Source organism: Bacillus cereus group sp. MYBK245-2 (assembly GCF_051916145.1).
Lineage (GTDB): Bacteria > Bacillota > Bacilli > Bacillales > Bacillaceae_G > Bacillus_A > Bacillus_A pacificus.
The window spans coordinates 158231-184626 of record NZ_JBQAGB010000012.1 but is presented as its reverse complement, the minus strand read 5'-3'; the positions used below and the strand labels follow the sequence as shown (position 1 = coordinate 184626).

Sequence of the window (26396 nt, the reverse complement as noted above, 5' to 3'; positions counted from 1 at the left end):
AATACGAAACGGATTAAGGCAAAATTAAAAATGAGCCCGGTACAATACCGGACTCATTTGGATCAAGCTGCCTAATGAAATAACCGTGTCTAACTTTTAGGGGTCACTTCATTAATCCTTACTCTTTTTTACTTTTATTCGATATGATAAACATTCATTTAAAGACGCTTGCTCTTTATATTTCCTCTCTTCAAAGTCATACGCTCCTCCTGGGAAAATCCCAACTATACTGAAACGAGCCTCTGCACATAAATTACTAATCTCATCTATCGTATAGCAACGTAAAGATTGTGTCACGATATCATTTGAAGAATCCTTTTCCCACCAGTGGTCCAGCATCCTAGCATTTTCACTATCATATTCATATTTTCGCATTGCAGAATAAATCGGCATTTCTTGTCCATTTGCTTTTTCCCAATATAATGGTTGATAAATATCAATAAGTGCACACCCATCATCTTTCAACCAATTATGGATTCGCTTTAATAAAACCAATTGTTCTTCATCTGTTCCCACACCAAATCCGTCTAAATAACTAACAACATCAAACTTTTCTTCAAAGTTAATTTTATAAAAGTCAGCACAATGAATCACAATGTCGTTAGTAGAATGTTCTTTAGCAAACATAACTAACTCTGGTACAAGCTCTACAGTAGTCATTTTTACATTCAAATTAGACATCGCTCTTGCAAAACCACCATTTCCAGCTCCTAGTTCTAACATCGTTTGAAATGGATATCCAATTTGTTCTTGTACTTCTTTCGCAACTTCCTTTAACCAATTTTCATTTTTTATATCATAGCTTAGTAATTCAAATTGTTTTTTATAAAATTCTTTTACATTTAATTCGTTCATTATTATTCTCCTCCTGTACGTTATTTTTCTACTACAGGTGAGAAACTAAATTTCTGATACCCATGAAAAATCCTCCTTTTGATTTCCCTATATTTATATTTTATCTAAATAATAAGAATTTTTAAAGTACCAAAAATAAAAGAGCAGATAATGGAAAATTCCACTATCTGCTCTATGGCTGCTATTATTTCCCTTGTTGATACTTCAACCAATCACCAGAAATGATAACTTTCTTTAGCATATTTTTATCTTGAGCGATATACACATATGCCTCTATTTCCCTATCACCATCAAATACTATTTGTGTGATTCGTTCATATAAATCCGTCTCTGCATTACCTGTATATTCTTCTAGTTCGTCTAACTTACGCAATATGTCATCATTTACTTCATAAACTTCTCCATATACCTTATCTTTATTTGAACAAATCATCGCTGGATACCCTTCGTTTGTATCAAATAATTTGCCATACGTCCATGCTTCGTCTACAATGCATATTGCACCTTGCATATAATGAGCATTCGTTTGCTCTTTTCTTAACGTGCCATACACAAAAACGTGATGCATAAATCCCTATCCCCTTTACATGTCACTACTTTCTAATTTGTAAATAAGCACGAATCATAAAGTAACTCACTTCATTCGGAAGTTGTTCCTTAATCGATTTCAGACCACCATCAGCATTTTGCACAGCAGTTTCAATCAGTTGTTCGTATTCTGCAGGAACAAAACTGTTCCAGTCTACTTCCATGCCATCTTCAAAACAACGAATTAAATGATTTTCAATCGTTTGTCTTGATAATCCACGTTCTTTCGCAATTTCATCTAGATTAATACCTTGTTTATACATTTCATACGTTTCCAAATGTGAATTTGCTGAAGCTTTCCCTGATTTTTTCCGCTCTGTCACCACTTCTGTTTTAATAGTTTCAGCATAGTTTGGGTTTTCCTCAATAAAGTGCTGAACTGCTTGTAAGAAGTGCGAACCATACTTCACAAGTTTGTGTTCACCAATCCCTTTCACAGTTAAAAGTTCAGAGTCGCTTTGCGGCATTTTTGCGCACATATCTTTCAACGTTTGGTCAGAGAAAATAACGAATGGAGGTACCCCTTCTCCTTGCGCAATTTCTTTACGTACTTCGCGAAGTACTTCAAATAAAGGATGATCTTGAACGATTTGTCTTGTCTCTACTCGTTCTTTACGTAAAACATTCTCTTTACCAAGTAACACTTCTTTCCCTTTTTCCGTTACTTTTAGTGTCGGGTAAGTACCATGTTCAACTGCAATTAGCTCGTCTGAAATTAAAAACTCAATAAATTCACTCACTTCTTTTACACTACGATTTGATAAAAGTCCGTAAGTTGGCAAAGTATGAAAATTAAATTCAATGACTTTCTTATTTTTAGATCCAGTTAGTACTTGTGCAATCATTTGTTTACCAAATCGTTGGTTCGTCCTAATCATACAAGATAAAACCATTTGCGATTCTCTCGTCACATCGATACTTTCTCGGTCGTCTGTACAATTACCGCAGCGGCCACAATCTTCTTTTGGTTCTTCTCCAAAGTATTGCAAAATAAATGATTGTAAACACTGTTCTGTATGACAGTAGTCAGTCATATTTTGCAGTTTTTCAAGTTCATTTGAAAAACGAGACTCTCCTGTCGATTGATCAATTAAAAAGCGTTGTACTTGTACATCTTGAGAAGAATAAAGCAATATACATGCACTATCTAATCCGTCACGGCCAGCACGTCCTGCTTCTTGATAATAACTTTCCATATTTTTTGGAAGTTGATAATGGATAACGTAACGAATATTCGATTTATCAATACCCATCCCAAACGCAGATGTGGCTACCATTACACTCACTTCATCACGTAAAAAGAGTTCTTGTTGCTCATTTCGATCGTTATCACTCATACCGGCATGATATTTTGATACAGAAACTCCCGCTTTCATTAAATCCTCATACAACTGATCAACTACTTTTCTAGTAGCTGCATATATAATCCCAGATTCCTTTTGATTTTGACGAATATAATCCGCTAAATATGCATTACGATCTTGTCCCTTAATAACAGAAAATGATAAGTTCTCGCGCTCAAACGTTGTCATAATCGTGTTTTCTTGATTAATTCCAAGCGTGTTGCAAATATCATCACGAACTTGTGGTGTTGCCGTAGCAGTTAATGCTAATACGAGCGGCTTTTCTGGAAGATAATCTAATATACGGTGTATATGTAAATAACTCGGACGGAAATCATGTCCCCACTGCGAAATACAGTGCGCCTCATCAATGGCAATCATCGGGATTTTCATATCGATCAGTTGGTCAACAAACTCAATTGAATCCAGTCGCTCTGGCGCTACATAAAGTAACTTATAATGGCCCTGTTTCGCTAATTGAATTCGTTGATTCGCTTCTGTACTCGAAATAGAACTATTAATATATGTAGCTGAAATACCATTTTGTACTAATGTATCTACTTGGTCTTTCATAAGTGATATTAAAGGCGATATAACTAACGTTGTTCCTTCAAATACTAATGCGGGAATTTGATAACAAATTGACTTACCACCACCTGTAGGCATAATACAGACAGTATCTTTCCCATCTAATACATTTTTAATTGTTTCATCTTGTCCTCTTCGGAATGACGAATAACCGAAATAAGACGCTAAAAGTTCTTGTGCTTTTGTAAACAAAAAAGAGTCACCTGCTTTTCTTTATCTTTCATCTACTCCTATTATATCATCTCTTATGCATCATGAAAGTGATGAATACATGACTATCAGCCTGCTTTTTCATTACTTTATGCTTCTTTACGTTTTAGAGAATGATTAGTACTATAATAAATTTTAAAATAAATACACATTTTATTAATTCTCCTTGAATACTACTAATCTTATACATATGAATTCAGGAGGTTACTATATGAAGCACCGTAATATGAGTTCCATCAAACAAAAAAACGTACCGAACCAACTCCAATTCTCAAATAATGAAGCGTGGAAATATGAATCATATTATAAGTACCAGCCATTTTTTTCTTATAGAAAGCTTTTTCATTGTCTTTCTCAACTTTTTAAACGTTAATACACGTACGAAATAGATCATTCATAATCATTTTCTCAATATAAACCTTATGGACTTACTACAATACAATTGTTATCATATGAAATATTCTGTTGGATAAACCCCTTAAGTTGACCCGCTTATATAAGCGGGTCTTTTTTTATTATTATATATTTCATAACACTATTAGATGTAATTATAAATCTTATCACCATTTTATAACCATAATCCACTCACTACAAATGGTCATAATTACAAAAGGTAAAATATAAATGCTTAACATTTAAATATCTAATTCTTTTTTCTCAATACACAAAACGAATTTCACTTGTTACTATTAAAGTACTCCAGATGAGTTTTTGCTCATCGACATTATCTAGTCAAAGGGATCTGCCGCGGGAAGCAGATCCCTTTGACTTTATTAAAGATACACTTTCATTTGGACACATTTACCAGGTTTTTTTAAGCGAATTTTATGATAATATTACGTAGTCGAGTCCGACATCTCGGCAATACCCTTTTGATGCTCTGCAACTTCCCTTGCAGAGCATCTTTTACTTTATATTCGTTTTATCTGTATATCACAATTAAAACACTCATTTTTTAAAAATAAGCGAGGACACGTAACTAAATATAAATTCCCATCATACTTTGAGTTATACATGTTCAAAGGAGTGTTACCGTTTATGTATCCTTATTGGCAATCGTATTACTCCCCCTATCATAACCCTTATGTACAGTTTGATACATCTGTACGTAATTACCGAATTAGTAAAAACGAGAATTTTTTAAAAGGTTATATGCGTTCCTTATGGGAACAACACGTTGCTTGGACGAGATTAGCTATTATAAGTATTGTTTTTAATTTACCTGACGTAAACATTACAGTTGGACGGCTTCTTCAAAATGCAACACATATGGGACTGTCGCTTGAACCATTCTATGGTGAGGATGCTGTAAAAAAATATAGTGCACTAATTAAAGACCACTTAGTAATTGCAGCGGATCTTGTTAAAGCAGCAAAAGCTGGTGATCAAAATTCAGCTACTGCTATAGAGAAAAAATGGTACGCTAACGGAGATGAAATTGTTGCATTTCTTACTAGCATTAACCCATATATTGATAAAGAAGCATTTAGAAACATGTTTTATGAACATTTAGCACTAACTAAGGCAGAAGCACTGGCATTCCTAAATAAAGATTATGAAGCAGGCGTAAAACTGTACGATAAAATTGAAAAAGAAGCTTTAGAAATGGCCGACATGATAACAAACGCAATCGTAAAGCAATTCCCGCAAGTATTTCAATAACAATAAGCCGATTTGAAAACCAAATCGGCTTATTGAACTTTCTATCAATGATATTTCACCTGTCCTCTTTACATTTAACGTATATCGATATATTTTATTAATATCCGTTTTTTATAGGAGGAAACAGTTTGATTAACGCCATTGGTCTCGTATTTATACTCACAAATAAATATGAGAAAAAGAAGAAAGTTTATCTAAATGAAAAATTCGCATTAATAGACATTATTGATTCTAAGGAAGTAATTGATGATGAAGGAAACTCACTAGTAGAACTAACATGTAAATACAGTATATATTTAGATGAAAAATACTACTGTAAATCTCTTGATGATTATACTGGACAAGTCTTTCCTTTCTTAAGTGCTAAAATAGGAAAAGGAATTCTCAGAAACTTAAATTATTATTTTTCTTACGTTGATGTATACGATAAAAAACCACCGGTTAAAGAAATTAGACCACTTATGAAACAAGTAACTAACAGATAGCAAAAAATACAAAAAAGAAAGCATCTAACTCTGGATGTTTTCTTTTTTATTGAAAACTCATCAAATTTCATCCTCTTCTAAAAGTATGTATCCAAGCATATTTTAAATTAAAAACATTGGAGGATTAGACTGAATGAAATACTCAGAAACTATTGTAAGTAAACGACTACGAACGCTTAAAATGACGGGTATATTTTTCACGCTAGTATTAATAGCATGGATTGGATATACAAAATTACTTTATAAAAACGGATTTCTTCAAGAAAAAAAGAATTCAGTAGAAGTAATGAATACTAGCATTACAGGAGAAATAGAGCAGTTTTTTCATATCAACTTACAAGGCTATCGAAAAACGAGCCTTGATGCTGTTATAGAAGCAAGTAAAACAGATCCAAGCGAACTCTCCCTAATTGAACTAGTCAACAAATCCTGCTCGCGAGATTGCATAGGGGAACCAGTCACATATGTAAACTCAAACAATGGATATATCTTTTATAAGGAATCTAATGGAACTAATGTAGCTATAACGATTAAAAAGAAAGACACATGGTTAATTGTAAAGAAATCTGTTCAAGATGAAATATAATCACCCCAAAAAAGAGTGCGTAATCGTACTCTTTTTTATTATTAATACCCTTCCTCTTCATGCCTACAATGGCATTTCGCTTTTGTTTTACAATGACATTTTTCACACTCACACTTCGGTTTCTCTTTGCAACAACACTCGTGAAAATCATTGCGTTTACATCTATATCTCCCAAACATCAAATCATCCCAAAATTTATTACAATCTTAAAAATGTCCACAATGACAAGTATTTCTCATAAATATGCTTCCTCCTTGATAGAATGCATCATATTCTATGTTTGAAAGTATACAATGGCTTGTTTGTTAGTCTATTTTCTCCATATTATAAGTAGAGTTAAAAGATTACATAAAAATAAAAAACCGTCACATGACGGCTTTTTATTTAGCAAACTATTCTTTTGTATAAAAATATTTAAGTCCTTTAGCATCTAACCACGCTGTCGCTCGATCTAATTCATTCCCTTGGCGATATGCTGTTTCAAATCTAACTAATCCTTGTTTATCTCCATATGAGATAATACGAGATTCATACCCAAGAGCATCCATCATTCCTAACATTTCTACTACTAACGCTGTACCAAATTCATACGTAACAACTTTACTAAATTTATTCACTATAATTCCAACTCCTTCTTGTTTTGTCGATTGTTCAACAGTTTGATTAGTAAACCAAACTAACGGTTTATTTCCCATTAACTTATTTAAATCACATTTTCCTATGCCGGCTACATTCCCTGTTTCTGTGTATTGCCAAATATCACATGGGTAGGCTGGTTTGTTACCACCATAACGAGGAATCCATACAAAATCACAATTGACATTTGCCATTCCAAATGGAGCATACATATGATGAGCGATGTATAAACCGACTTTCTTAGCTCCTAATCTTCGTAATTCATCAATAAAGGCTTGTGTACCTGCTCTCATATCGTTCATTGTTTTTACTTCTACGTCAGCTACCCAAACTGTTGCATTTTTATCACCACGGTTCCAAAAGTCTCTCGCCTCTATCCGTGCATCCTCTACTGAAACGAAACGACAGAACGCATAATTACCAAACGGAATATTTCTTGCTTTCATTGCTTGTACATAATTTTTATATAAAGGATCTACATAATTTGAACCATCTTGCACACGTGCAATTACAAAATCTAATTGTGGTGCTGCAATATCCCAGTTAATGTCGCCATTCCATTTCGAAATATCTACAATGCAACCCATTATTTAACATCTCCTTTTTCGTTATTATATTCAAAGCTTGTTTTTTTGCTATTATCATCTAATAAATAGTATGAGAAGTATTGTATTATTTAGTAATAATTTAAAATTCGGCTTATGTATTGAGAAAATAAAATATTATTACGGGGTTAATAAGTAAAGACTTACAAAGCTCTAAACTATAATCAGTAGGAGACCACAAGCAGTGCAATTCCCAGCTAATTTCTTAGCTTCATCCGAATTTTGAGGTATGAATTTTACTGCCCATTAAAGCGGGATACACAAAACCACCTTTCTGACAGGTGGTTTTGTGTACTAATTTACATATACATTGTCCATATTTTTATAGTTACATAATTATTAGTTACTTAATATACTTGTTAACTAAAAATAAGACAATTTTTAGTTTTTAATCAAACTGATTTTCGTTTTATCTCACGTACTCATAGTACCATTTACGTGCATCTAACCAAGCTGTAAATTTATCGATATTTCCGGACGGATAGCCATTCGTTATAGCATAGCCAATGCCATCTTTCTGAACGACAATTTGTCCATCAATACCCGCATCTACCATAGCTTGAGCCAAAGCTTGTAAATTACTAAATGCTACACCACCAGTTTTTACTTTGAGCAAGTCCGTTGCACCTCCTCCAGTTTGTCCTGTAAGAGCAAATACAATAGAATTAGCGATTTTATCAACATTCCATTTTGCCATGTCGGATTCATTATCAATAAATCCTAATTCAATAAGAATAGCCGGTGCCTTCGTTCCATTTAATACCGCTAAATCTGTACGTTGTTTCGCACCTCGATCACGCCATCCAATATCTTTTGCTAGTTGAGCTGATATTTTAGCCGCCAAATCTTTCTGATCATAATACAAAACCTCAACACCCTGTCCATTTCCATCACTTGCATTAAGATGAAAAGAAATAACTAAATCCACAGCATGGGAATTGCTATTCCGAATGATATTATTTAAATTTTGTGATTGAGTTGTCCCTATCTCATCCGTATCGTCATAAACCGTGTGTCCTAGGGATCTTAACTTAGTGGCCACAGCATCTTTAACTTGCCTATCTAGAACGTGTTCTTTCCGATTCCCAAAATTAGCACCTTGAACAATACTATTGTGTCCTCCGTGCAAACTATATCTGGCCATTATTTATCAACATCTCCTTTCTTAATATCATATTCAAAACTTGTCTTATTGCTATTCCCACTTACAATCTTAACTGTACCCATACGTCCTACATTTTCTAAAAGTGAAAGCAATTCGTTTTCGATATAAAAAGTGGTGACACGAACAAAAAGCATCACCTTTTTGGCGATGCTTAAAAACTCTATTTTACGTTTTAGCTCCCTAAAAACAGTTTAAGCTCATGGTGACCGAAACTATACTTATATTTCCTCCTCTTCCTTCACTGCCTCTTTCAACCTCTGCAACATATATCCAATTCCTTTACATCCTTCTAACGGATATGTAATCATTTCTTCTGGATATAGCTTTGTTACTACTTTTTTATGCTTTTTCCCTGCAAGTAAGACGATTTCGTCAAACTGTAGTAAACTTTTATCTACCATCTGTTTTTGTAATTGCTCTATACTTATTACCTTATCGCTCTTTGAATCAAACGCAAGATCATAGTTTTCTAGTACAATATCATTTGGCCTTAAAAATCCATGCTTCGCCGATAATATAACCCAATTCTCAAAAAACATCGTTGCATACGCCTGACACGCTTTTCCGAACGGGCTAATATATACATCTTTTGCCTCCATAGGCCCGTAATCCGGATACTTATCCCAAATTTTCTTCTTTCCGCATGGAATTATGCATAACCTTTTCATTTATCTCTTACCTCTTCTCTTGCATAAGTAAAATTAACTATTTTACACATTTTTCTCTCAACATGCTATATAATGATATTAAAAATAAAAAATATATCGTTTACCATAAAACCATCGTTTTTTACTTATAATTCACTTTTTTAAGATTTGAAATCCCATTGCCCTATTTAAACATAGTACACTTTTTGTAAATATTATAATACTACAAATAATGGTACATTTACTTTTCAAAGCTCTTAATGTTAATTAAAATATATGAATGATAAAATATTTTATCTTTAGAAGGAGGTGAACAAGTGAAAAATATACTCCCTGCACTAGTACTCTATATTATTGTTTGCGTAATCGCTATGATTGCTCCAGCATCTCAAGGTTATAATCATGTGGGCTGGAAGTTGTTTGTTGGGCAAGCGTATGCTATACCTATTTTTCTCATTACAGCTATTATTACATTTTATATAAACAAGAAAAAATCTACGAACAAACAGCTATAAGGATAGCTAATGCTATCCTTATTTTAATTCATTAATCAGATCAACAATTACACTTGCAGTACTTTCTATCCTTTCTTCCGAAAAATCAAACGTGACACCTGTTTTTTCATATATTTCTTGTATTGGTAGGTTCCAGTCTGCACTCGCTCCCTCTTTAAAGAAAGTAATCGCTTTTTCTGGATCCTCTCGATAAATTTGAAACAATTGCATTGCTCCTATTTGCGCAATTGCATATTCAATTTTATAAAAAGGAAACTGAACAAAGTGAAATGACTCTACCCAACTCGAACCAATTTCATCTTCTAATCCGTCAATATTGACTGATGAATATTGATACCTTTTGCATAGTTCAGCGTATTTCTTATCACGCTCTTCTGGTGTATGGTTTGGATTTGTATAGATCCAATGCTGGAATACATCTCCTGCAATTGACGACAATAATAAAGACAAAGCACGATATAATTGTACGCGCTGCACTTCTTTATATTCATCCTCTTGCTTATAAAAAATAGTAAGCTTATCCATTACTAGTAACTCAAGACTGAGGGAATAAAGCTCAGCCACCTCTTCACGAAGATACCTTTCCTGCATGCTACTATCATTTTTAAATTGTTTATAAAAATGAAATGCATGTCCCACTTCATGTATGAGCGCATTAATCGCATAAAATGATGGACTAAAATTAGAATACACAAAAACCTCTTTACTATGAGGCAAGGTAAAACAAGCAGCTCCTGGTGCTTTATTTTCACGTTCTTCTACATCAATTAATCCTGCTTTTCGTATATGGATAAATTCCTCATAAAAATATAAATCTGTCTTCCGAAACATTTCTTCCAACCCATCCAATAAATCAATGGCATTTTGAAATGGAGCTTTTAGTATATTACATGGAGTAAGATCCCAAGGGCGATACGTTTTTACACCGAGATTCTTTTTAGAAATACTCCCTAATTGTTTCCAAATTGGTACAACATACTTTTCTATAGATTCATGGAGCTTATAGCAATCTTCAATGTTATAATCTCTGTTTTTTTGTTTACAAGCATATTCACTATAATTATGAAATCCTGCATTTAAAGCGAGCTCATTCCGTAATTGTACGAGATCATTCATAATACAATCTATTTCCATCTTCACTGCACTTCTTGCTTCACATAAAGCGTACCAAGCTTTTTCACGAATAGCTCTATTAGAGTTATCTAGCTGTGCTTTAACGTATGCATACGTCTTTTGCTCTCCCTCCCAATTAATTGTTATGTTAGACATTATTTCTCTATACTTCGTAATAAGCTCTTGCTCTTTAATAGAAAGAGCAATATTTTCTTCATTAAACATTCTACTCTTCACAAATCTTGCTTTTTTCATAAATCCATATTTCTGCTCATCTAATAAGTCAGAAAACGGACACTCTCTAAATTTCTCGTCAAATTTTGCAGTGTATCTTTTTAAAAGTGGTTGAATTGTATTTTGATTATACATATGTAAATCACGCATATTTCTGTCATCTGTATCTCTATACGTGGCGATTAAACTACTTGTTATCTCCTCTTCTACTTCAGCGGTTACACGCAGTTCATCGAAAAGCCAACTTTCTAATTCTAAAACAGAAGTAATATTTCGCTCTAAAAGTGACTGTAATTTACTTTCGAATTCATTAAGCATACACAAACCCCCTATTAAAAATTCGAATTTTCTGTTTTATACAGATAGAAAAAGACAAGTAGCCAATCCGACTACTTGTCCTTTTCTATCTGTACTCAATAAAATTAAGCTTGGAATGCTTCTGTTAATACTGGTACGATTTGTTTTTTACGAGATACTACACCTTTTAATGTAGCAGTGTTGTTTTCTAGAGATACGTTGTATGCTTTCTCAACAACGTTTGCTGCGTTACCGATCGCAAGACCGACAGAATCGTTTGTTAAGATATCAGTTACAACAAATAAGAATAGGTCTAAACCTTTTTCTTCTACTACTGCAGAGATAACTTTTTCAAGTTCTGCTTGGTGTACAAGAACGTCGTTCGTATCAACAGCGTTTACTTGTGCGATTTCAACTTTCGCATTACCCATTTGGAATTCTTTAGCGTCAAGAGAGATTAATTGCTCCATTGTTTTTCCGCTTAAGTCAGCACCAGCTTTTAACATTTCTAAGCCGTAGTTATCAGCATCTACACCAGCGATTTCCGCTAATTCACGAGCTGCTGCTACGTCTTGCTCTGTGCAAGTTGGAGATTTGAATAGTAAAGAATCTGAAATGATTGCAGATAACATTAAACCTGCAACTTCTTTACGAATTGTAATGCCGTTTTCTTTGTACATCTTGTTTAAAATTGTAGCTGTACAACCAACTGGCTCACAACGGTAGTAAATAGGATCGCTTGTTTCAAAGTTAGCAATACGGTGATGGTCAATAACTTCTAACACACGAACAGATTCGATATCGTTAGCACTTTGTTGACGCTCGTTATGGTCAACTAAAATAACGTTGTCCACTTCTTTTGCAACTGTCTCAACAAAACGCGGTCCTTCTACTTTAAAATAGTCTAACGCAAATTGAGTTTCACCGCTGATTTCGCCTAAACGTACAGGCTCAGCATTCATTCCTAATTCTTTTTTCAATTCTGCATAAGCAATTGCAGAACAAATTGCATCTGTATCTGGGTTTTTATGCCCGAAAACTAGTACTTTTTCCATGTTTTCCACCTCTTCATGAAAAGGATATCTTAAAGAAGCAAATATGACAATATTTAAAGCATAATTTTTTATAAATAATTGCACTTTCTTCTATATTTTTCATCGTTTTTCGTAAAAAAAGATCATCTAAAATGAATTAGATGATCGAAATGTATATTTTATCCCGCTTTATTGTGCAGTAAGACCCCCACTGATTAAAGTTTCACTTTATTTAAAATAAGCTAGGAGCTTGCACTACATGATTTAGCGGAAAATTCGATGCCAAACCATTATTTACAAGGTTAACATCGATAACTTGATAAAATGCATTCCCAGTGTCTGCAATTTCCCACACAGCTAAAATAAGGTGATATCCATTTCTATCAGTAGGCACATTTGCTTCATGTGTTACGGAAGTTCCAGGTCTAGCTCCTCCATCATTTTTCACATAGAAAGGCACTAAATCTAAATCAGACCTCGTTAAAGGCTTATTTGGATTCCAATCTTTCTTCGTAATATAATATTTCCACTCTTTCGTACTATGAGGAGCCGTTAGTTTCCACTTGAATGTATTCGTCCCACCGTTTAAAGTAACTTTCTTCCACCTATCTACAGTCTGTACATCTAAAGCAGGGAAATGGCCAGCTCCTGCGATTTGACCATCCGAAGGTCCTGATTGCGGGAAGCCACCTATTCCTTCTACACTTTGCGGTTCATATTGAATCGGACCGCAATTTACATTTACCCCTTGCTTACATAAATAAGAGCGGCTCGCTGGTGATTCAACATATCCATGAGCGGAAGCTTTTTCTGAAAAACCGAAAGTTAACAATCCCGTAAGTAATATGCCACCACTTAATATAACTTTCTTCACCTTCTGTAAACCTTTCGTTTTCATCTCGTCATCCCCTTTCCCATAATAAAGCGAAAATAACTATAGTTGCCTAGTCATCTTCTCTACATCCATTATAAGTCGAGGGACATTACGAAAAGAACCCTCTAAAAACTTTCTCAAATTCAATTCGTATATTAAACAAATTCAAATAGCACAGCTAGAAAAATATTGACGGTGTTATTTGAATTTGAGCATAATAGCTATAAAACTTTATAATAAATAACTGTCGCATCTAAATTACCATTTGGAGAAATTGCGTATTCTGGTATTTTTCCAACTTCTTGATAGTCTAATGATTTATACAATCTGTTGGAAGGATCTCCTTCTCTCGTATCTAGTACTAAAAGAGACCTATTTTCTTGCTTTGCTCGTTCCTCTGCTTTGCGCATAAGTGAACGTCCAATGCCATTACGTCTAAAGTTTGGATGAGTCATTAACTTACAAATTTCAGCTCTATGAATCCCATTAGGCTTTGTAACTAAATGTAATTGAATACTCCCTGCCACTTCATTATTTATTTTAGCAACATATAAGATCACTTCTGGTGCTAAAACAGTTTCCCAATACTTCGCTGATTCTTTTTGATCCAGTGGAGGTAAAAAACCAATTGACGCCCCATCATTTACAACCGTTTTCAAAAGTTTAGAAAGCTCTTCCATATCATCATTTATTTTCTTAATCTCTTCAATTACTAAATTTTGCATTACTAATCCCCCTTTTGTTTCATTGTACCAATTTTTAAAGCAGGAATAATGATATACTAAGATGAAATTCTTTAAAACATGATTTTTTAGGGAAAGGATAACGATATGAAATATATAGTAGATAGAACATATGCAAAAAAATTACTCGAATGGGCATATGAACAAAACCCCGGTCCTTGGTTTGAACATTCAATAAATGTTGCTCAGGCAACTGAAAACATAATTATAGAACTTATTAAAAATGGGTATAACCTAGATGCTGATATAGCATATAATGCTGCCCTTTTGCATGATATCGGAAGATACAAAGGTTTTACCAAATCGGTCATTCATTCCTATGATGGTTATATGTATATGAATGATTTAGGGTATACAGGAAACGCTGTTATTTGTGTTACACACTCATTCCCATGCAAAAATGAACATATAGATATCGCAGCGGAGTGGAGTCTCGTTCCTGACCATATGAGAATCCAGTTAGTTGAAATATTGAATGAACATTGTAACTACGATTTATACAATAAAGTAATTACTCTTTGTGATGCTCTTGCTGACGCGGATGGTTTTACTACACTGGAAAGAAGATTGATTTCCGTTGGTTTACGTCATGGTACAACGTCTCATACATCATTACATTGGAAAGGGTTTTATGCAATTAAGAAAGAATTAGAAGCTTTAATCGGTAAAAGCATATACACAATTCTTCCAGATGTAGAGAATTCGATTTATGAAGATATAGAATATTAAGGTGAATAAAAATTTAATTTCACATAAAAAACGTTTTAAACTTTATGTTTAAAACGTTTTTTTATTCAATGCTTTTGATTTTTCAGTTCTGTTAAACATTCCTGTACTAAAGTTACCGCTTGACTCATTGCAGCTCCACCAGCAAATGCTGCTGATACACCACACGCTTCCAAAATTTCTTTATCTGAACACCCTTGATCAAGACAACCTTTTGTATGATAAACGGTACAATATTCATCTTGCGTTGCTAGACTAATTCCTAATGCAATAAGTTGTTTTTCTCTTTTAGTTAAAGAACCCTCTTGAAAACAAGCTTGCGTAAATGCATTATATGTTTCAGCAATTTCAGGAATTTGGTTTGTAAAACTACCGATACCTTCTTTATAATGATGTAGAACGTCATTTACTGAACTATGTTGTTCGTGTGCCATTTTATTATTACCTCCATTCCAATTATGTGTACTTATTGTAGTATGTGATGAAAAAAAGGCAATATACATCGTTCAATAGAACGAATATTCAGTTTATTTGAACTACAGTTTCAGACTATCATCCACTACCGCTTGTTCTTTAGAGTTTTTTCTTTGAACCTCTTTACTTCTCTCTTCCCAAAATGTTAAACCTTCAATCCCTACATTTTTAGGATCAAATACTGGATCTTTCCCTACTTTTTTCTGCGCTTCATAATCTTTTAACACTTTTAATGCGATTTTACTTAATAATAGAATCGCAATTAAGTTTAACCATGCCATACTACCAATTCCTAAATCTCCAAGATTCCATAAAAGCGACGCTGATTCTACGCTACCGATATAAACCATAATTAAAAACCCAATTTTTAATATTGGTTTTAACCAGCTATATTTAACCTCACGATCTAAATAAGTAAGTGTCGTTTCAGCGATATAGTAGTAAGCGAGTAAAGTTGTAAATGCGAAGAAGAAAATTGCGATTGAAATGAATAATGGACCAAACCCGGTCATAACAGTTTCAACTGCTTGCTGTGTATAAATTGGACCTGCATCAACATTCCCTATATTCTTTACAATAGCGCTCTTTCCTTCCGGTATAACATTATACATACCTGTTATTAAAATCATAAGAGCTGTCGCTGTACAAACAACAATTGTGTCAATGTATACAGAAAATGCTTGAACTAACCCTTGTTTTGCAGGATGGGATACTTCAGCAGCAGCGGAGCTATACGTCGCTTCTCCAACACCAGCAACATTTGAAAATACAGCGCGTTTTACGCCCCATGTGATTGCCGCACCGACGATTCCGCCAAACATTTCATTTACACCAAAAGCACTAGAGAAAATTAAAGCAAACATACTTGGAATTTCTGTTACATTCGCAATTAATACAATACATGTAACAATTACATATCCAATTGCCATAAATGGAACAAGCATTTGCGAAACGCCAGCAATTCTCTTTACGCCACCAAAAATGATTGCTGCTAATAATACGACTAACAAGATACCAGTTATATATTTGCTAATCCCATTAGAGTTTTCGAATCCAACTGCGATACTACTAGATTGAATACCTGGTAATAAAACACCATATGAAAGTGTTACAACGACCGCTACAATGATTGCAAACCATTTCATTTTCAAGCCTTTTTCAATGAAATATGGTGTACCACCGCGATATTCATTTCCAACTTTACTTTTATATACTTGAGATAATGTTGATTCAACAAATGCACTAGCTGCTCCTAATAGTGCCATTACCCACATCCAAAATACAGCTCCAGGTCCGCCAAAAGCGATAGCTGTCGCAACCCCTGCAATATTACCTATTCCAACCCTACCAGATAACGCTAAACAAAATGCTTGAAAGGATGAAATTCCCGTCTCAGAGCTCTTCCCTTCAAATAATAGTTTAATCATTTCTTTAAAATAACGAATTTGTAGAAAACGAGTTGCAATTGTAAAATACACACCTGCTCCTAAGGCGAAAACAACTAATCCAATACTCCATACTTGCCCTACTAACCACTCTACTAATTGCTCCATCCAAATCCCCCTTATCATTATTCTGAAAACTATTTTATATATAAGAAAACGGACAACTATTATTAAATCTTCCAGTTGTCCGCCTATCTCATTATTTCATTCCTCTATTTATTAACAGTTAGATTCTCTATTACTTTATATTTACCCAAACACTCTTCACTTCTGTGTAATTATCAAGCGCATATGAACCTAACTCACGACCGATTCCAGATTGTTTAAACCCACCAAATGGTGCAGCTGCATTTTCTAAGTTATAATCATTAATCCATACTGTTCCTGCCTTTAATTTATTGGCAACTTGATGTCCAGTTTTAATATTTTGTGTCCATACGCCTGCAGCGAGTCCGTATGACGAGCGATTTGCTCTTTCGATTACCTCTTCTGTTGAATCAAATGGAAGTACAACGACAACTGGTCCAAAAATTTCTTCTTTCACAATTGTCATATCATCAGTAACATTTGTGAATACCGTTGGCTGTACAAAATAACCTTTTTCAAATGCACGTTCACCACCAGCAGCAACAGTAGCGCCTTCTGCTTTTCCTTGTTCAATGTAATGTAACACACGCTCTTGTTGCTTTTTAGATACGAGTGGGCCCATTTCTGTTTCCTTCTCCATACCCGCTCCAAGTTTCACGTTATTCGCCATTTTCACTAGTTCATTTACGACTGTTTCGTAATGTTTTCGGTGAACGAACACGCGAGAACCGGCACTACAATTTTGGCCATGATTATACATAATGCCCTGGAATGCGCCGTTAATCGCTTCTTCTAAATCAGCGTCTTCTAAAATGATATTTGGTGATTTACCGCCAAGTTCTAACGTTACATGTTTAATTGTTTCTGCAGATTGACGCATAATATATTTCCCTGTAACAGTTGAACCTGTGAAAGCTACCTTATCAATATCATGATGGTTTACGATTGCAGCTCCCGCTTCAGGGCCGAAACCTGGCACAAAGTTTACAACACCATCTGGAAAACCTGCTTCTTTAAAAAGTTTCGCTGTATATAATAACGATAAAGGCGTTTGTTCTGCTGGTTTTAATACGATCGTACAACCTGTTGCTAGTGCAGCTCCCATTTTCCAAGAAGACATAACGAGCGGAAAATTCCAAGGAATAATTTGTCCTACAACCCCAACAGGTTCATGGCGTGTATAATTTAAGTAATCTTTTGAAATCGGAATGGTTTGCCCGATAATTTTCGTAGCCCATCCCGCATAATAGCGATAATTTTCTACAGTCGCTGCAATATCATCATCCAGTGCTACTTGATATGGTTTCCCATTATCTAAAGCTTCTAACTGTGCTAATTCTTCTCCATGCTCTTCTATTAAGTCTGCTAATTTATAAATAAGGTGCGCTCTTTCAGCGGTAGTCATTTCTGCCCAAGGTCCTGATTCAAATGCAGACCTTGCCGCTTTTACTGCGACATCAATATCCTCTTCTTGTGCTTCGCATACGATAGCTAAAACATCTTCAGTTGCTGGATTGTATGTCTCAAATGTCTTTCCACTAATCGAAGGAACAAATTCACCATTAATAAACATTTTAATTTCTTCATTTAAAAACGCTTTCACTTTTGGTTTTAGTTCAATGTTTTTCGTTAACATATATGCTCTCCTCCTTATTTAAACAGCTGCATGAGCTACAATTTTTGAAATAATCATTTGAAGCTTTTGATCCTCTTCTTCAGTTAATCCGAGTCTCGGATAGCGAGAAGGCCCTCCAGCTTGCCCGTGTAATTCCATTGAGCGTTTAACGATTTGTACATATTTTCCGGACCCTTCAAGAAACTCACAAAGAGGTAAAATCGCATCGTTCATTTCCCAAGCTTTTTCTAATTCACCATTTTGGAAATGCTCATACATTTTCGTAACAAGTCCCGGTACGATATTACCTGCTACTGAAACCCAGCCCGTCGCACCAACTAAATAAGATTCCATAACTAAATCTTCAGATCCACAGAATACTTGAAACGCACCTTCGCCTTGTCTTACTAAATCTCTTGCTTTTCGAATATCTCCGCTAGATTCTTTAATATGTGTAACATTTTCACACTCTTTTCCAATACGTAGCATGAGTTCTGTACTCATATCAACACCAGATGTAAACGGGTTATTGTATAACATAATTGGAATATTTACAGCGTTTGAGATTTCTTTAAAATGAAAATATATTTCCTCTTCTTTCGGTTTACAATAATACGAATTTATAATTAATGCACAATCCGCTCCATGCGCTTCTGCATGTTTCGTATATTCAATCGTCTCTTTCGTCGTCTCCGCAGCAGTTCCAACAATAACTGGAATACGGCCAGCCACTTCTTTTAATACTGTTTCTACCATTTTAAATCGTTCTTCTTTTGACAAACTAACAAACTCTCCTGTGCTTCCGTTTATAATAATGCCAGCCACTTTTTGCTCAATAAAGTAGTTTACATTTTGTTTTACACCGTTCCAATTAATTTCTTGAAACTCATCCATCGGTGTGATTAATACTGGAAATGCCCCTTTAATATTTTTCATATTTATCTCTCCCTTTACTATTTTAATAAAAATCCTGTCGGAAACGGATCTGTAGAGTCTAATAGAAACGTCTGCATCCCTGTAATAAAACCTCTACTTTCAAAACGGAAAATGTAACCCAGTTCTTCCTTTTTCACTTTTTCAACTGCTATAAAACTATTACATATACTTTCATTTATAAAAGGTTTATCCGCTATATAATCATTTTTAAATAACGCGTGAACATAAGACACAATAGTAGAAACAAAACCTGGCGATCGTACGATAAAGTTATCTTCATGAAAGGTAATCGACTTTATATGGTTCTTTTCTTTTTGCGAAGAATCTACTAAAATAAGCCTTTTTATTAACGACTGTTTTTGTATAGCTTGTAGTGTACTTTCTCCCCATTTTTTCAATTCAGAAATGTTTTCAATATGAATTTCTGGTGAATACGCATCTTTTTCTACAACTGCGTATACTTTATCTGCCTGTATGAGAGAGTAACTTATATTTTCAACTTGTAAATTTTTCTCAATCATATAACATACTTTACTTTCAAACGAAACAGATACAACTTCATCATTCTCTACATACGCATGGACTAAAAATATGCCAGATAACGTTTCGATTTTGTATTGATTCGTCTCTCTCTTTTTTAAATATCCGCTTTCTAGTAACATCGTTATGACTGCGACAATACCTCCGTAATGAAGAGGTATTGACCCTTCATGATTAAAAAATAATACAGCTGCATCGATTTCAGGATGAATAGAAGGAACGACGATACATCCATTTAAACCGATAAAACCACGCGGTTCATTTAATAAAAGCTGCATTTCTTCTGCTAATTCACCTGAAAATTGTTCGTTTAATTGTTCTAAATTGTAGTAGTACTTGCATGGTACATCTTTTATTACACGGAATGCCTCGCCATTTACGTGTACGTCTACTGCTGTATACATTTTTTGAATGTTCATTTTACATCCTCCGTTTCATGTTCCATCGGCGGAATTAGCAAAAAGCCTTCTTTCAGTGGATCCTTTTCATTGTAAAAAAATCTATGCATCCCCATAAGCCAAGCTGAACCTGTAATTTTCGTTACGACCGCTTCAATATTTTCAACATTTGTCGTATTTATGACACACCCTTTAAATAAAGAACCAACGATACTCTCATGAACAAACTCTTCATCAATCTCAATTTTTTGGTTCGCATATAATACCGCTAACTTTGCTGATGTTCCTGTACCACATGGAGAACGATCAATTCCTCCAGGCGGAACGACAACTGTATTTTTCACATGAGCGCTTTCATGAGTAGGATCTGTATAAAATTCAACATGGGTTAATCCTCTAATGAACGAATGCTCTGGATGAATGATTTCAAATTTTTCATTGATGATATTTCTTATATGAATTGCCTTATCTATGATTGTAGATGCATTTTCTGGTACTAACTCTAACCCTACTGATTTCGCATCGATAATGGCATAAAAATTCCCTCCATACGCAATATCAGCCTCTACAGTTCCAATGTCTTCGACGTCTACTGTAATATTTTTCAGTAAAAAAGCTGGAATGTTACAAAAGGAGACTTCTTTCGCTTTTCCATCTTGAACAAATATATCGACTTCAACTAATCCGGCTGGTGTGTCTAACTTTAGCGAGGTAATCGGTTCAACTACCGGAATGAAACCTGATTCAATTAAAGCTGTACATACACCAATTGTATCGTGACCACACATCGGTAAATATCCACCTGTCTCTATGTAAATAACACCAATATCTGCTTCAGGATGACACGGATCTGTTAATAGTGCTCCTGACATTACATCATGACCACGCGGTTCATTCATTAACAATTTACGAATCCAGTCATACTCCTTTTTCATATGTAACATCTTCTCTGCCATCGTCTCTCCTATTAACTTAGGCAGGCCGCTAATCAATGTTCTCGTTGGATTCCCGCCCGTATGTGTATCAATCGTCGTAAAGACTCTTTGTGACCTCATCCGTTTAACACCCTTTCTGTAAAACGACTCAAACGAAGTGGTTCAATAGGAATGATTGTTTCTTTTTCGTTTAATAACTCTTCAATCACTTTTCCTGTAACTGCAGCAAGACTAATGCCATCCCCTTCATGCCCTGCTGCTATAAAGTAGTTCGGGATATGTTCCACACGTGAAATGATCGGCAAATGGTCTTCTGTCCACGGACGTAACCCAGCATAGGAACGAATCACCATCATATCCACCATTTTTGGATAAAAGCGAATTGCTCTGTTCGCAATACATTTAATAACATCGTTATTTATCCTCGTATGAAACCCTACAAATTCTCTACTACTACCAATTAAAAAATTTTGGCTTTCTGTCGGCTCAAATACAAGGGCTACCCCATATTTTTCAGTTAAAGCATCCACTTTTCGTTGTCCGCCAAATTTAGAAATTAAATAACCAAATTCCATTACTTTACGGCAACCAACGTGTTGTTGCCTTGAAGCTACAATAATATGCCCTTTTCTCGGTTCAATTGGGATATTTACATCCAACATTTGTCCAATTTTCGGAGCCCACACACCCGCTGCGTTCACCACTTGCTTCGCAGTAAACGTCCCATTTGTCGTTTCTACAATAAATGAACCGTCTATATCTCTTTTCATTTCTTTTACTTCCGTATGATTAAAAGCTTTCGTACCAAATTTCTTCGATTCTGCAAGAAGTGCAAAAGCAAGAAGATACGGATTTACAGTCGAATCTGTTGCGCATTCTAACCCGCCTAATAAATCATCTGCGAAAAATGGTGATTCTTCCCTTATATCTTGCCTATCAAGCATTCGAAACGGTAAACCAGCTTCTTTTTGACGATTTACCCATTGCTGCGCTGCTTCCATCTCTTCATCCGACTCACATACGAGAATACTTCCTGGTGCCCTATATTCAAATGAGTGCTCTAACTCTTCACTTAAATCCGTTACTAATTTTTGACTTACTAACGACATTTGACTATCAAATCCTGGGTCTTTATCAATAGCCAAAATATTTCCGTCACACCGTGAAGACGTCCCGCTGACAAATTCTCCTTTTTCAATGATTGTTACGTCTCTTCCGTATTTCGAAGTGTAATAAGCGATCGAGCAGCCAATAATACCGCCTCCAATTATTAAAACGTCGCAGTGCCTCACAAAATATTCCTCCTTCCCCTAAAGCTCTCACTTTCTTTTATGCAATTGACGTGCCAACTGTACATATATACAATTTTTATAAATAATATTTTTATTTGTAAAAATATTTTAAATTTATCGTAAATAAGTGTATTATTTTTTTATCACTGTCAAAATTTTTATACATAATAGGAGGACAATATGGCATTCTCATTTCCCACAATAAAAGAATTTCTAAAAATTTTATCCATTGATCATACATACTGCTTGCAACATATTGAGCAAATTAACGAAAAGTATTATTACCGCCCTTCTACTACAGAAAAATATAACTGCGCAGTAATATATGAAGATGATTCATTCACCGCTTTAATTGACGCGTTTTCCAATGAAATAGTGGTTATCATAATGAACGAAAATAAAGAGCCTATATGCTGTATAACAGCTCAGCAAATCATCCCGTTTCTTGTTAAGTCATACAATGAACTCCATTCTTTTTATAACACCGTAATACAAACAACGGATTCTTCCGTTACAGTCATCGATGATAAAGAACGCGTTTGCACCTGGACAGATGGCGCCGAAAAGATCTTTTCAGTCAAGCATAATGAAATTATTGGGCAACCTATCACTCATTTTTTTGACTATAAAGATTTGGAAATTTTGCAATCATTACATGACGGAAAAAGTATAATCGCTCAGTTCCATCAACCTCGTCCAGATTTGTTCGTATTAATTAACTCAAATCCAGTTTATTGTAACGGTGAAATTATAGGAGCAGTCGTTTCAGAAACTGATGTTACAAATCAAGTCGCATTAAATGAAAAACTATTCAATATGTCACATGAAATGCACCGTTTAGAACAAGAAGTAGCAAAGTATAAAGATGAATCAGATCCTTTTCTTGCGATGAATGGAAAGAGCCCTGTTATACAAAGAACAATACAATTAGCTAGAAAAGTTTGTTCGGTGAAATCAACCGTTTTAATACTCGGTGAAAGTGGTGTTGGAAAAGAAGTATTTGCGAAAGCAATTCATGAAGCTAGTGAGGCAGCGAAGGCACCTTTTATTTCAATTAACTGTGGTGCCATTCCAGAGGCGTTATTTGAAAGCGAATTATTCGGGTATGAGCGCGGGGCGTTTTCTGGTGCAAATAGTAAAGGTAAGAAAGGTAAAATAGAGCTCGCCCAAGGCGGCACATTATTTCTTGATGAAATTGGAGAAATGCCGCTAGATATGCAAGTGAAGCTTTTGCGCGTACTACAAGAACGAAAATATTACCGAGTTGGTGGAGAAAAAGAGATTCATATTGACTTTCGTATTATCGCTGCTACCAATCGTGATTTACAAGAAGAAATGAGAAAAGGCACGTTCCGAGAAGATTTATACTATCGCCTAAATGTAGTTAGTTTGCATATTCCACCGCTGCGCGAAAGACGCGAAGATATTATTGAATTAACCTATTCTTTCCTAAACAATTTTTCAATTAACTATAACAGACCCATTCGCGACTTACCTTCAAGCATTATGCATGAACTGCTTCATTACAATTGGCCAGGTAATATTCGCGAGCTCCGTAACGTTATTGAAAGACTTGTCGTATTTGCGACTGACGGTATTATAAAGCAAGAATATTTACCATTTCATACAACCGAAACTTTAGATAATCATGCGGCTCATTCCTTATTACTCAGCAACAATCATACAATCCTCTCTTTGCAAGTAGAGATGGAGGAACATGAGAAAAAAGTCATTGAGAGGGCTTTACGCATTTTAAATGGGAATAAATTAGAATGCGCAAAACAACTTGGTGTTACGAGAGCCACCTTATATAATCGTTTAAAAAAGCTTGGGTTACAATAAACCTTCCCTCCTCTATATTGGCATAGTTTTTGCATTATATAATTTGTGCAAATCGAACTAGAGGAGGAATACATATGACGAATAAAGATCACTTAATTGTTTGTCGATGTGAAGAAGTTACATATGGTCAACTTCAATCGACAATTGCTGATTATAAATGCTCGGCAAGAGAATTAAAACTAAGAACACGTGCTGGCATGGGTTTTTGCGGTGGCCGCACATGTAGAATGATGATAGATCGAATGGTTGAAAATGCAAATCCAGGCGTAACTACAAATGATATTCCATTGAAATACCAACCACCGGTACGAGCAGTTACTTTTGGATCGGTAGGTGAAAGTAAATGAGTAGAATTACACATCACCCTATTTTAGAGAGTTTACATAATAGTAATCGCATCACTTTTCAATTTAACGGTCAACAATATAAAGCATATGAACATGAAACGATTGCAGCTGCTTTACTTGCGAACGGAATAAGAACATTAAGAGTGCATGAAGATAGCGGGACGCCACGAGGTATTTACTGTAATATTGGACATTGTTCTGAATGCCGCGTCACAGTAAACAATCAAGCAAACGTACGAGCATGCTTAACTGTTGTAGAAAACGGTATGATTGTTATTAGTGGTAAACAACATCCAAATATCGTGAGAGAGATGGTGAAAAAGCGATGAACGATGTCATTATTATCGGTGCTGGCCCCGCGGGTTTATCAGCCTCTATCTCTTGTGCCCGTTTTGGACTAAAAGTACTTGTTATTGATGAATTTATGAAGCCTGGCGGAAGATTGTTAGGACAATTACATCAAGAACCTACTGGAGAATGGTGGAACGGGATAAAAGAATCCAAACGCCTTCACGAAGAAGCACAATCTCTTTCAGTTGATATTCGATGTGGCATTTCCGTCTATAATTTAGATAAAGATGAAAGTTCTTGGTTCGTCCATACGAATATCGGTACGTTAGAAGCACCTTTCGTTTTACTTGCTACTGGCGCTGCTGAGTACTCTATCCCTCTTCCTGGTTGGACACTTCCTGGGGTGATGTCAATTGGAGCAGCTCAAGTTATGACGAATGTACATCGTGTTCAAGTTGGGAAAAAAGGAATCATTATTGGTGCTAACATATTATCATTTGCCATTTTGAATGAATTACAATTGGCAGGAATTAAAGTGGAACATATCGTACTTCCTGAAAAAAGTGAATTAAGTCAACAGGCTGGTAAACCAGAAGAAGTTTTAAATTCTCTCTTACACGCTGCACATCTTGCCCCGTCACCATTATTACGTATTGGTAGTCGATTGATGAAATATAATTGGGTGAAACAAGCTGGATTAAAGTTTTATCCTAATAACGGTATGAAAATAAACGGTACACCTCTTCATCTTCGAAAAGCAGCTCTTGAAATTATCGGGACAGATCAAGTTGAAGGTGTACGCATTGCTAATATTGATACAAAAGGAAACATCATCACTGGATCGGAACAAATATATGAGGCAGACTTCGTTTGTATTGCAGGTGGCTTATATCCTCTTGCTGAGCTGGCTGCTGTAGCTGGCTGTCCTTTCCGTTACATTCCGGAATTAGGCGGGCATGTTCCTCTCCATTCCGAAGCGATGGAAACCCCTCTTCCTGGTTTATTTGTAGCCGGTAATATAACTGGCATTGAAAGCGGGAAAATTGCAATGGCACAAGGAACTGTTGCTGGATATTCAATCGTAAAACAAGTAAATAAAAAATCCCATTCGGTTGAACAACATTTGCAACAAGCAATCCAGAATGTACATGCCGTACGTCAACAAGCTGCCATTCAATTTAACCAGGGGGTTGATGTCGGTAGACGGAAAATGAATGAAATTTGGCGTGATTATTCCCTTGCATATGCACATACTAAAAAGAGCTGCTGAGAATACTCTCAACAGCTC

Annotated in this window: 27 protein-coding genes; 9 read left to right on the top strand and 18 right to left on the bottom strand. The window is 35.2% G+C overall.

Annotated features, from left to right (window positions below):
• Positions 1-111 precede the first annotated feature (111 nt).
• The 3 genes from ACTFRN_RS20050 to recQ all read right to left on the bottom strand — a co-directional run bounded on the left by ACTFRN_RS20050 (position 112) and on the right by recQ (position 3566).
• Positions 112-855, bottom strand: a complete 744-nt coding sequence (locus ACTFRN_RS20050) for a class I SAM-dependent methyltransferase (RefSeq protein ID WP_001004298.1) — start codon at positions 853-855, stop codon at positions 112-114.
• 184 nt (positions 856-1039) lie between these two features.
• Positions 1040-1423 carry a gamma-glutamylcyclotransferase family protein gene (locus ACTFRN_RS20045; protein WP_000546572.1) on the bottom strand — a complete coding sequence of 128 codons (384 nt, stop codon included), beginning with the start codon at positions 1421-1423 and terminating at the stop codon, positions 1040-1042.
• A 25-nt stretch (positions 1424-1448) separates the two neighbouring features.
• Positions 1449-3566 carry a DNA helicase RecQ gene (gene recQ / locus ACTFRN_RS20040; protein ID WP_000494298.1) on the bottom strand — a complete coding sequence of 706 codons (2118 nt, stop codon included), beginning with the start codon at positions 3564-3566 and terminating at the stop codon, positions 1449-1451.
• A 1056-nt stretch (positions 3567-4622) separates the two neighbouring features.
• Here recQ and ACTFRN_RS20035 point away from each other — a divergent pair.
• From ACTFRN_RS20035 to ACTFRN_RS20025, 3 genes are all read left to right on the top strand, one after another.
• Positions 4623-5246, top strand: a complete 624-nt coding sequence (locus tag ACTFRN_RS20035) for a hypothetical protein (protein WP_014893647.1) — start codon at positions 4623-4625, stop codon at positions 5244-5246.
• 128 nt (positions 5247-5374) lie between these two features.
• On the top strand, positions 5375-5731 hold the full coding sequence (locus tag ACTFRN_RS20030) for a hypothetical protein (protein WP_000606242.1): 357 nt from the start codon (positions 5375-5377) through the stop codon (positions 5729-5731).
• Positions 5732-5864: 133 nt separating this feature from the next.
• A complete protein-coding gene (locus ACTFRN_RS20025; protein ID WP_014893646.1) occupies positions 5865-6317 on the top strand; it encodes a hypothetical protein in 453 nt (150 codons plus the stop codon).
• On the opposite strand, the gene ACTFRN_RS20020 is transcribed toward ACTFRN_RS20025, so the two are convergent.
• The 4 genes from ACTFRN_RS20020 to ACTFRN_RS20005 form a co-directional block, all read right to left on the bottom strand.
• Positions 6262-6492, bottom strand: a complete 231-nt coding sequence (locus tag ACTFRN_RS20020) for a hypothetical protein (protein ID WP_041184520.1) — start codon at positions 6490-6492, stop codon at positions 6262-6264. The genes ACTFRN_RS20025 and ACTFRN_RS20020 overlap by 56 nt on opposite strands.
• A 217-nt stretch (positions 6493-6709) precedes the next feature.
• Entirely contained in the window at positions 6710-7540 is an 831-nt protein-coding gene (locus tag ACTFRN_RS20015) for a GH25 family lysozyme (RefSeq protein WP_073531057.1), read from the bottom strand.
• A 427-nt stretch (positions 7541-7967) separates the two neighbouring features.
• Positions 7968-8702 (bottom strand): N-acetylmuramoyl-L-alanine amidase, encoded by a 735-nt coding sequence (locus tag ACTFRN_RS20010; protein ID WP_088106716.1) that lies wholly within the window; start codon positions 8700-8702, stop codon positions 7968-7970.
• Between the two features lie 239 nt (positions 8703-8941).
• Positions 8942-9391, bottom strand: coding sequence for a DUF6884 domain-containing protein (locus ACTFRN_RS20005; RefSeq protein WP_016717703.1), 450 nt, complete (start codon positions 9389-9391; stop codon positions 8942-8944).
• A gap of 296 nt (positions 9392-9687) precedes the next feature.
• Here ACTFRN_RS20005 and ACTFRN_RS20000 point away from each other — a divergent pair, with 296 nt between their 5' ends.
• The gene (locus ACTFRN_RS20000; RefSeq protein ID WP_000789868.1) at positions 9688-9885 is read left to right on the top strand and encodes a DUF4017 family protein; all 198 of its coding nucleotides are present in this window, start codon (positions 9688-9690) and stop codon (positions 9883-9885) included.
• Positions 9886-9903: 18 nt separating this feature from the next.
• Here ACTFRN_RS20000 and ACTFRN_RS19995 read toward each other — a convergent pair whose 3' ends face one another.
• The 4 genes from ACTFRN_RS19995 to ACTFRN_RS19980 all read right to left on the bottom strand — a co-directional run bounded on the left by ACTFRN_RS19995 (position 9904) and on the right by ACTFRN_RS19980 (position 14162).
• Positions 9904-11550: a M3 family oligoendopeptidase gene (locus tag ACTFRN_RS19995; protein WP_088106717.1), complete on the bottom strand. Its 1647-nt coding sequence runs from the start codon at positions 11548-11550 to the stop codon at positions 9904-9906.
• A 104-nt stretch (positions 11551-11654) separates the two neighbouring features.
• Complete coding sequence (ppaC, locus tag ACTFRN_RS19990) at positions 11655-12584, bottom strand: manganese-dependent inorganic pyrophosphatase (protein ID WP_049113795.1); 930 nt, start codon at positions 12582-12584, stop codon at positions 11655-11657.
• Positions 12585-12795: 211 nt separating this feature from the next.
• Positions 12796-13461 (bottom strand): lytic polysaccharide monooxygenase, encoded by a 666-nt coding sequence (locus ACTFRN_RS19985; protein WP_000850067.1) that lies wholly within the window; start codon positions 13459-13461, stop codon positions 12796-12798.
• Between the two features lie 197 nt (positions 13462-13658).
• Entirely contained in the window at positions 13659-14162 is a 504-nt protein-coding gene (locus ACTFRN_RS19980; RefSeq protein ID WP_049113792.1) for a GNAT family N-acetyltransferase, read from the bottom strand.
• 105 nt (positions 14163-14267) lie between these two features.
• Here ACTFRN_RS19980 and ACTFRN_RS19975 point away from each other — a divergent pair, with 105 nt between their 5' ends.
• Complete coding sequence (locus tag ACTFRN_RS19975; protein WP_049113790.1) at positions 14268-14909, top strand: HD domain-containing protein; 642 nt, start codon at positions 14268-14270, stop codon at positions 14907-14909.
• Between the two features lie 65 nt (positions 14910-14974).
• On the opposite strand, the gene ACTFRN_RS19970 is transcribed toward ACTFRN_RS19975, so the two are convergent.
• The 7 genes from ACTFRN_RS19970 to ACTFRN_RS19940 form a co-directional block, all read right to left on the bottom strand.
• Positions 14975-15340: a carboxymuconolactone decarboxylase family protein gene (locus tag ACTFRN_RS19970; protein ID WP_000929878.1), complete on the bottom strand. Its 366-nt coding sequence runs from the start codon at positions 15338-15340 to the stop codon at positions 14975-14977.
• Between the two features lie 102 nt (positions 15341-15442).
• Entirely contained in the window at positions 15443-16933 is a 1491-nt protein-coding gene (locus ACTFRN_RS19965; protein WP_088106718.1) for an alanine/glycine:cation symporter family protein, read from the bottom strand.
• Between the two features lie 130 nt (positions 16934-17063).
• Positions 17064-18548, bottom strand: a complete 1485-nt coding sequence (locus tag ACTFRN_RS19960; protein WP_088106719.1) for an aldehyde dehydrogenase family protein — start codon at positions 18546-18548, stop codon at positions 17064-17066.
• An 18-nt stretch (positions 18549-18566) separates the two neighbouring features.
• Entirely contained in the window at positions 18567-19463 is an 897-nt protein-coding gene (gene dapA, locus ACTFRN_RS19955) for a 4-hydroxy-tetrahydrodipicolinate synthase (protein WP_088106720.1), read from the bottom strand.
• A 17-nt stretch (positions 19464-19480) separates the two neighbouring features.
• The gene (locus ACTFRN_RS19950; RefSeq protein ID WP_001025538.1) at positions 19481-20422 is read right to left on the bottom strand and encodes a proline racemase family protein; all 942 of its coding nucleotides are present in this window, start codon (positions 20420-20422) and stop codon (positions 19481-19483) included.
• Positions 20419-21456, bottom strand: a complete 1038-nt coding sequence (locus ACTFRN_RS19945) for a proline racemase family protein (RefSeq protein ID WP_001257524.1) — start codon at positions 21454-21456, stop codon at positions 20419-20421. Before ACTFRN_RS19945 ends, ACTFRN_RS19950 begins: the two co-directional genes overlap by 4 nt.
• Positions 21453-22628: an NAD(P)/FAD-dependent oxidoreductase gene (locus ACTFRN_RS19940; RefSeq protein ID WP_001215256.1), complete on the bottom strand. Its 1176-nt coding sequence runs from the start codon at positions 22626-22628 to the stop codon at positions 21453-21455. The genes ACTFRN_RS19945 and ACTFRN_RS19940 overlap by 4 nt, the downstream gene beginning before the upstream one ends.
• A 180-nt stretch (positions 22629-22808) precedes the next feature.
• Between ACTFRN_RS19940 and ACTFRN_RS19935 the strand changes: the two genes are divergently transcribed.
• From ACTFRN_RS19935 to ACTFRN_RS19920, 4 genes are all read left to right on the top strand, one after another.
• A complete protein-coding gene (locus ACTFRN_RS19935; RefSeq protein WP_000885704.1) occupies positions 22809-24470 on the top strand; it encodes a sigma-54 interaction domain-containing protein in 1662 nt (553 codons plus the stop codon).
• 74 nt (positions 24471-24544) lie between these two features.
• Positions 24545-24817: a (2Fe-2S)-binding protein gene (locus ACTFRN_RS19930; RefSeq protein WP_000182236.1), complete on the top strand. Its 273-nt coding sequence runs from the start codon at positions 24545-24547 to the stop codon at positions 24815-24817.
• Positions 24814-25146 carry a (2Fe-2S)-binding protein gene (locus ACTFRN_RS19925; RefSeq protein ID WP_000087047.1) on the top strand — a complete coding sequence of 111 codons (333 nt, stop codon included), beginning with the start codon at positions 24814-24816 and terminating at the stop codon, positions 25144-25146. Before ACTFRN_RS19930 ends, ACTFRN_RS19925 begins: the two co-directional genes overlap by 4 nt.
• A complete protein-coding gene (locus tag ACTFRN_RS19920; RefSeq protein ID WP_001000579.1) occupies positions 25143-26378 on the top strand; it encodes an NAD(P)/FAD-dependent oxidoreductase in 1236 nt (411 codons plus the stop codon). Before ACTFRN_RS19925 ends, ACTFRN_RS19920 begins: the two co-directional genes overlap by 4 nt.
• Positions 26379-26396: the final 18 nt, after the last annotated feature.

Coding starts and splice junctions, on each gene's coding strand:
- ACTFRN_RS20050 (WP_001004298.1), bottom strand. CDS start 855: ATGAACGAATTAAATGTAAAAGAATTTTATAAAAAACAATTTGAATTA.
- ACTFRN_RS20045 (WP_000546572.1), bottom strand. CDS start 1,423: ATGCATCACGTTTTTGTGTATGGCACGTTAAGAAAAGAGCAAACGAAT.
- ACTFRN_RS20035 (WP_014893647.1), top strand. CDS start 4,623: ATGTATCCTTATTGGCAATCGTATTACTCCCCCTATCATAACCCTTAT.
- ACTFRN_RS20025 (WP_014893646.1), top strand. CDS start 5,865: ATGAAATACTCAGAAACTATTGTAAGTAAACGACTACGAACGCTTAAA.
- ACTFRN_RS20015 (WP_073531057.1), bottom strand. CDS start 7,540: ATGGGTTGCATTGTAGATATTTCGAAATGGAATGGCGACATTAACTGG.
- ACTFRN_RS20010 (WP_088106716.1), bottom strand. CDS start 8,702: ATGGCCAGATATAGTTTGCACGGAGGACACAATAGTATTGTTCAAGGT.
- ACTFRN_RS20005 (WP_016717703.1), bottom strand. CDS start 9,391: ATGAAAAGGTTATGCATAATTCCATGCGGAAAGAAGAAAATTTGGGAT.
- ACTFRN_RS19995 (WP_088106717.1), bottom strand. CDS start 11,550: ATGCTTAATGAATTCGAAAGTAAATTACAGTCACTTTTAGAGCGAAAT.
- ppaC (WP_049113795.1), bottom strand. CDS start 12,584: ATGGAAAAAGTACTAGTTTTCGGGCATAAAAACCCAGATACAGATGCA.
- ACTFRN_RS19985 (WP_000850067.1), bottom strand. CDS start 13,461: ATGAAAACGAAAGGTTTACAGAAGGTGAAGAAAGTTATATTAAGTGGT.
- ACTFRN_RS19980 (WP_049113792.1), bottom strand. CDS start 14,162: ATGCAAAATTTAGTAATTGAAGAGATTAAGAAAATAAATGATGATATG.
- ACTFRN_RS19975 (WP_049113790.1), top strand. CDS start 14,268: ATGAAATATATAGTAGATAGAACATATGCAAAAAAATTACTCGAATGG.
- ACTFRN_RS19970 (WP_000929878.1), bottom strand. CDS start 15,340: ATGGCACACGAACAACATAGTTCAGTAAATGACGTTCTACATCATTAT.
- ACTFRN_RS19965 (WP_088106718.1), bottom strand. CDS start 16,933: ATGGAGCAATTAGTAGAGTGGTTAGTAGGGCAAGTATGGAGTATTGGA.
- ACTFRN_RS19960 (WP_088106719.1), bottom strand. CDS start 18,548: ATGTTAACGAAAAACATTGAACTAAAACCAAAAGTGAAAGCGTTTTTA.
- dapA (WP_088106720.1), bottom strand. CDS start 19,463: ATGAAAAATATTAAAGGGGCATTTCCAGTATTAATCACACCGATGGAT.
- ACTFRN_RS19950 (WP_001025538.1), bottom strand. CDS start 20,422: ATGAACATTCAAAAAATGTATACAGCAGTAGACGTACACGTAAATGGC.
- ACTFRN_RS19945 (WP_001257524.1), bottom strand. CDS start 21,456: ATGAGGTCACAAAGAGTCTTTACGACGATTGATACACATACGGGCGGG.
- ACTFRN_RS19935 (WP_000885704.1), top strand. CDS start 22,809: ATGGCATTCTCATTTCCCACAATAAAAGAATTTCTAAAAATTTTATCC.
- ACTFRN_RS19930 (WP_000182236.1), top strand. CDS start 24,545: ATGACGAATAAAGATCACTTAATTGTTTGTCGATGTGAAGAAGTTACA.
- ACTFRN_RS19925 (WP_000087047.1), top strand. CDS start 24,814: ATGAGTAGAATTACACATCACCCTATTTTAGAGAGTTTACATAATAGT.
- ACTFRN_RS19920 (WP_001000579.1), top strand. CDS start 25,143: ATGAACGATGTCATTATTATCGGTGCTGGCCCCGCGGGTTTATCAGCC.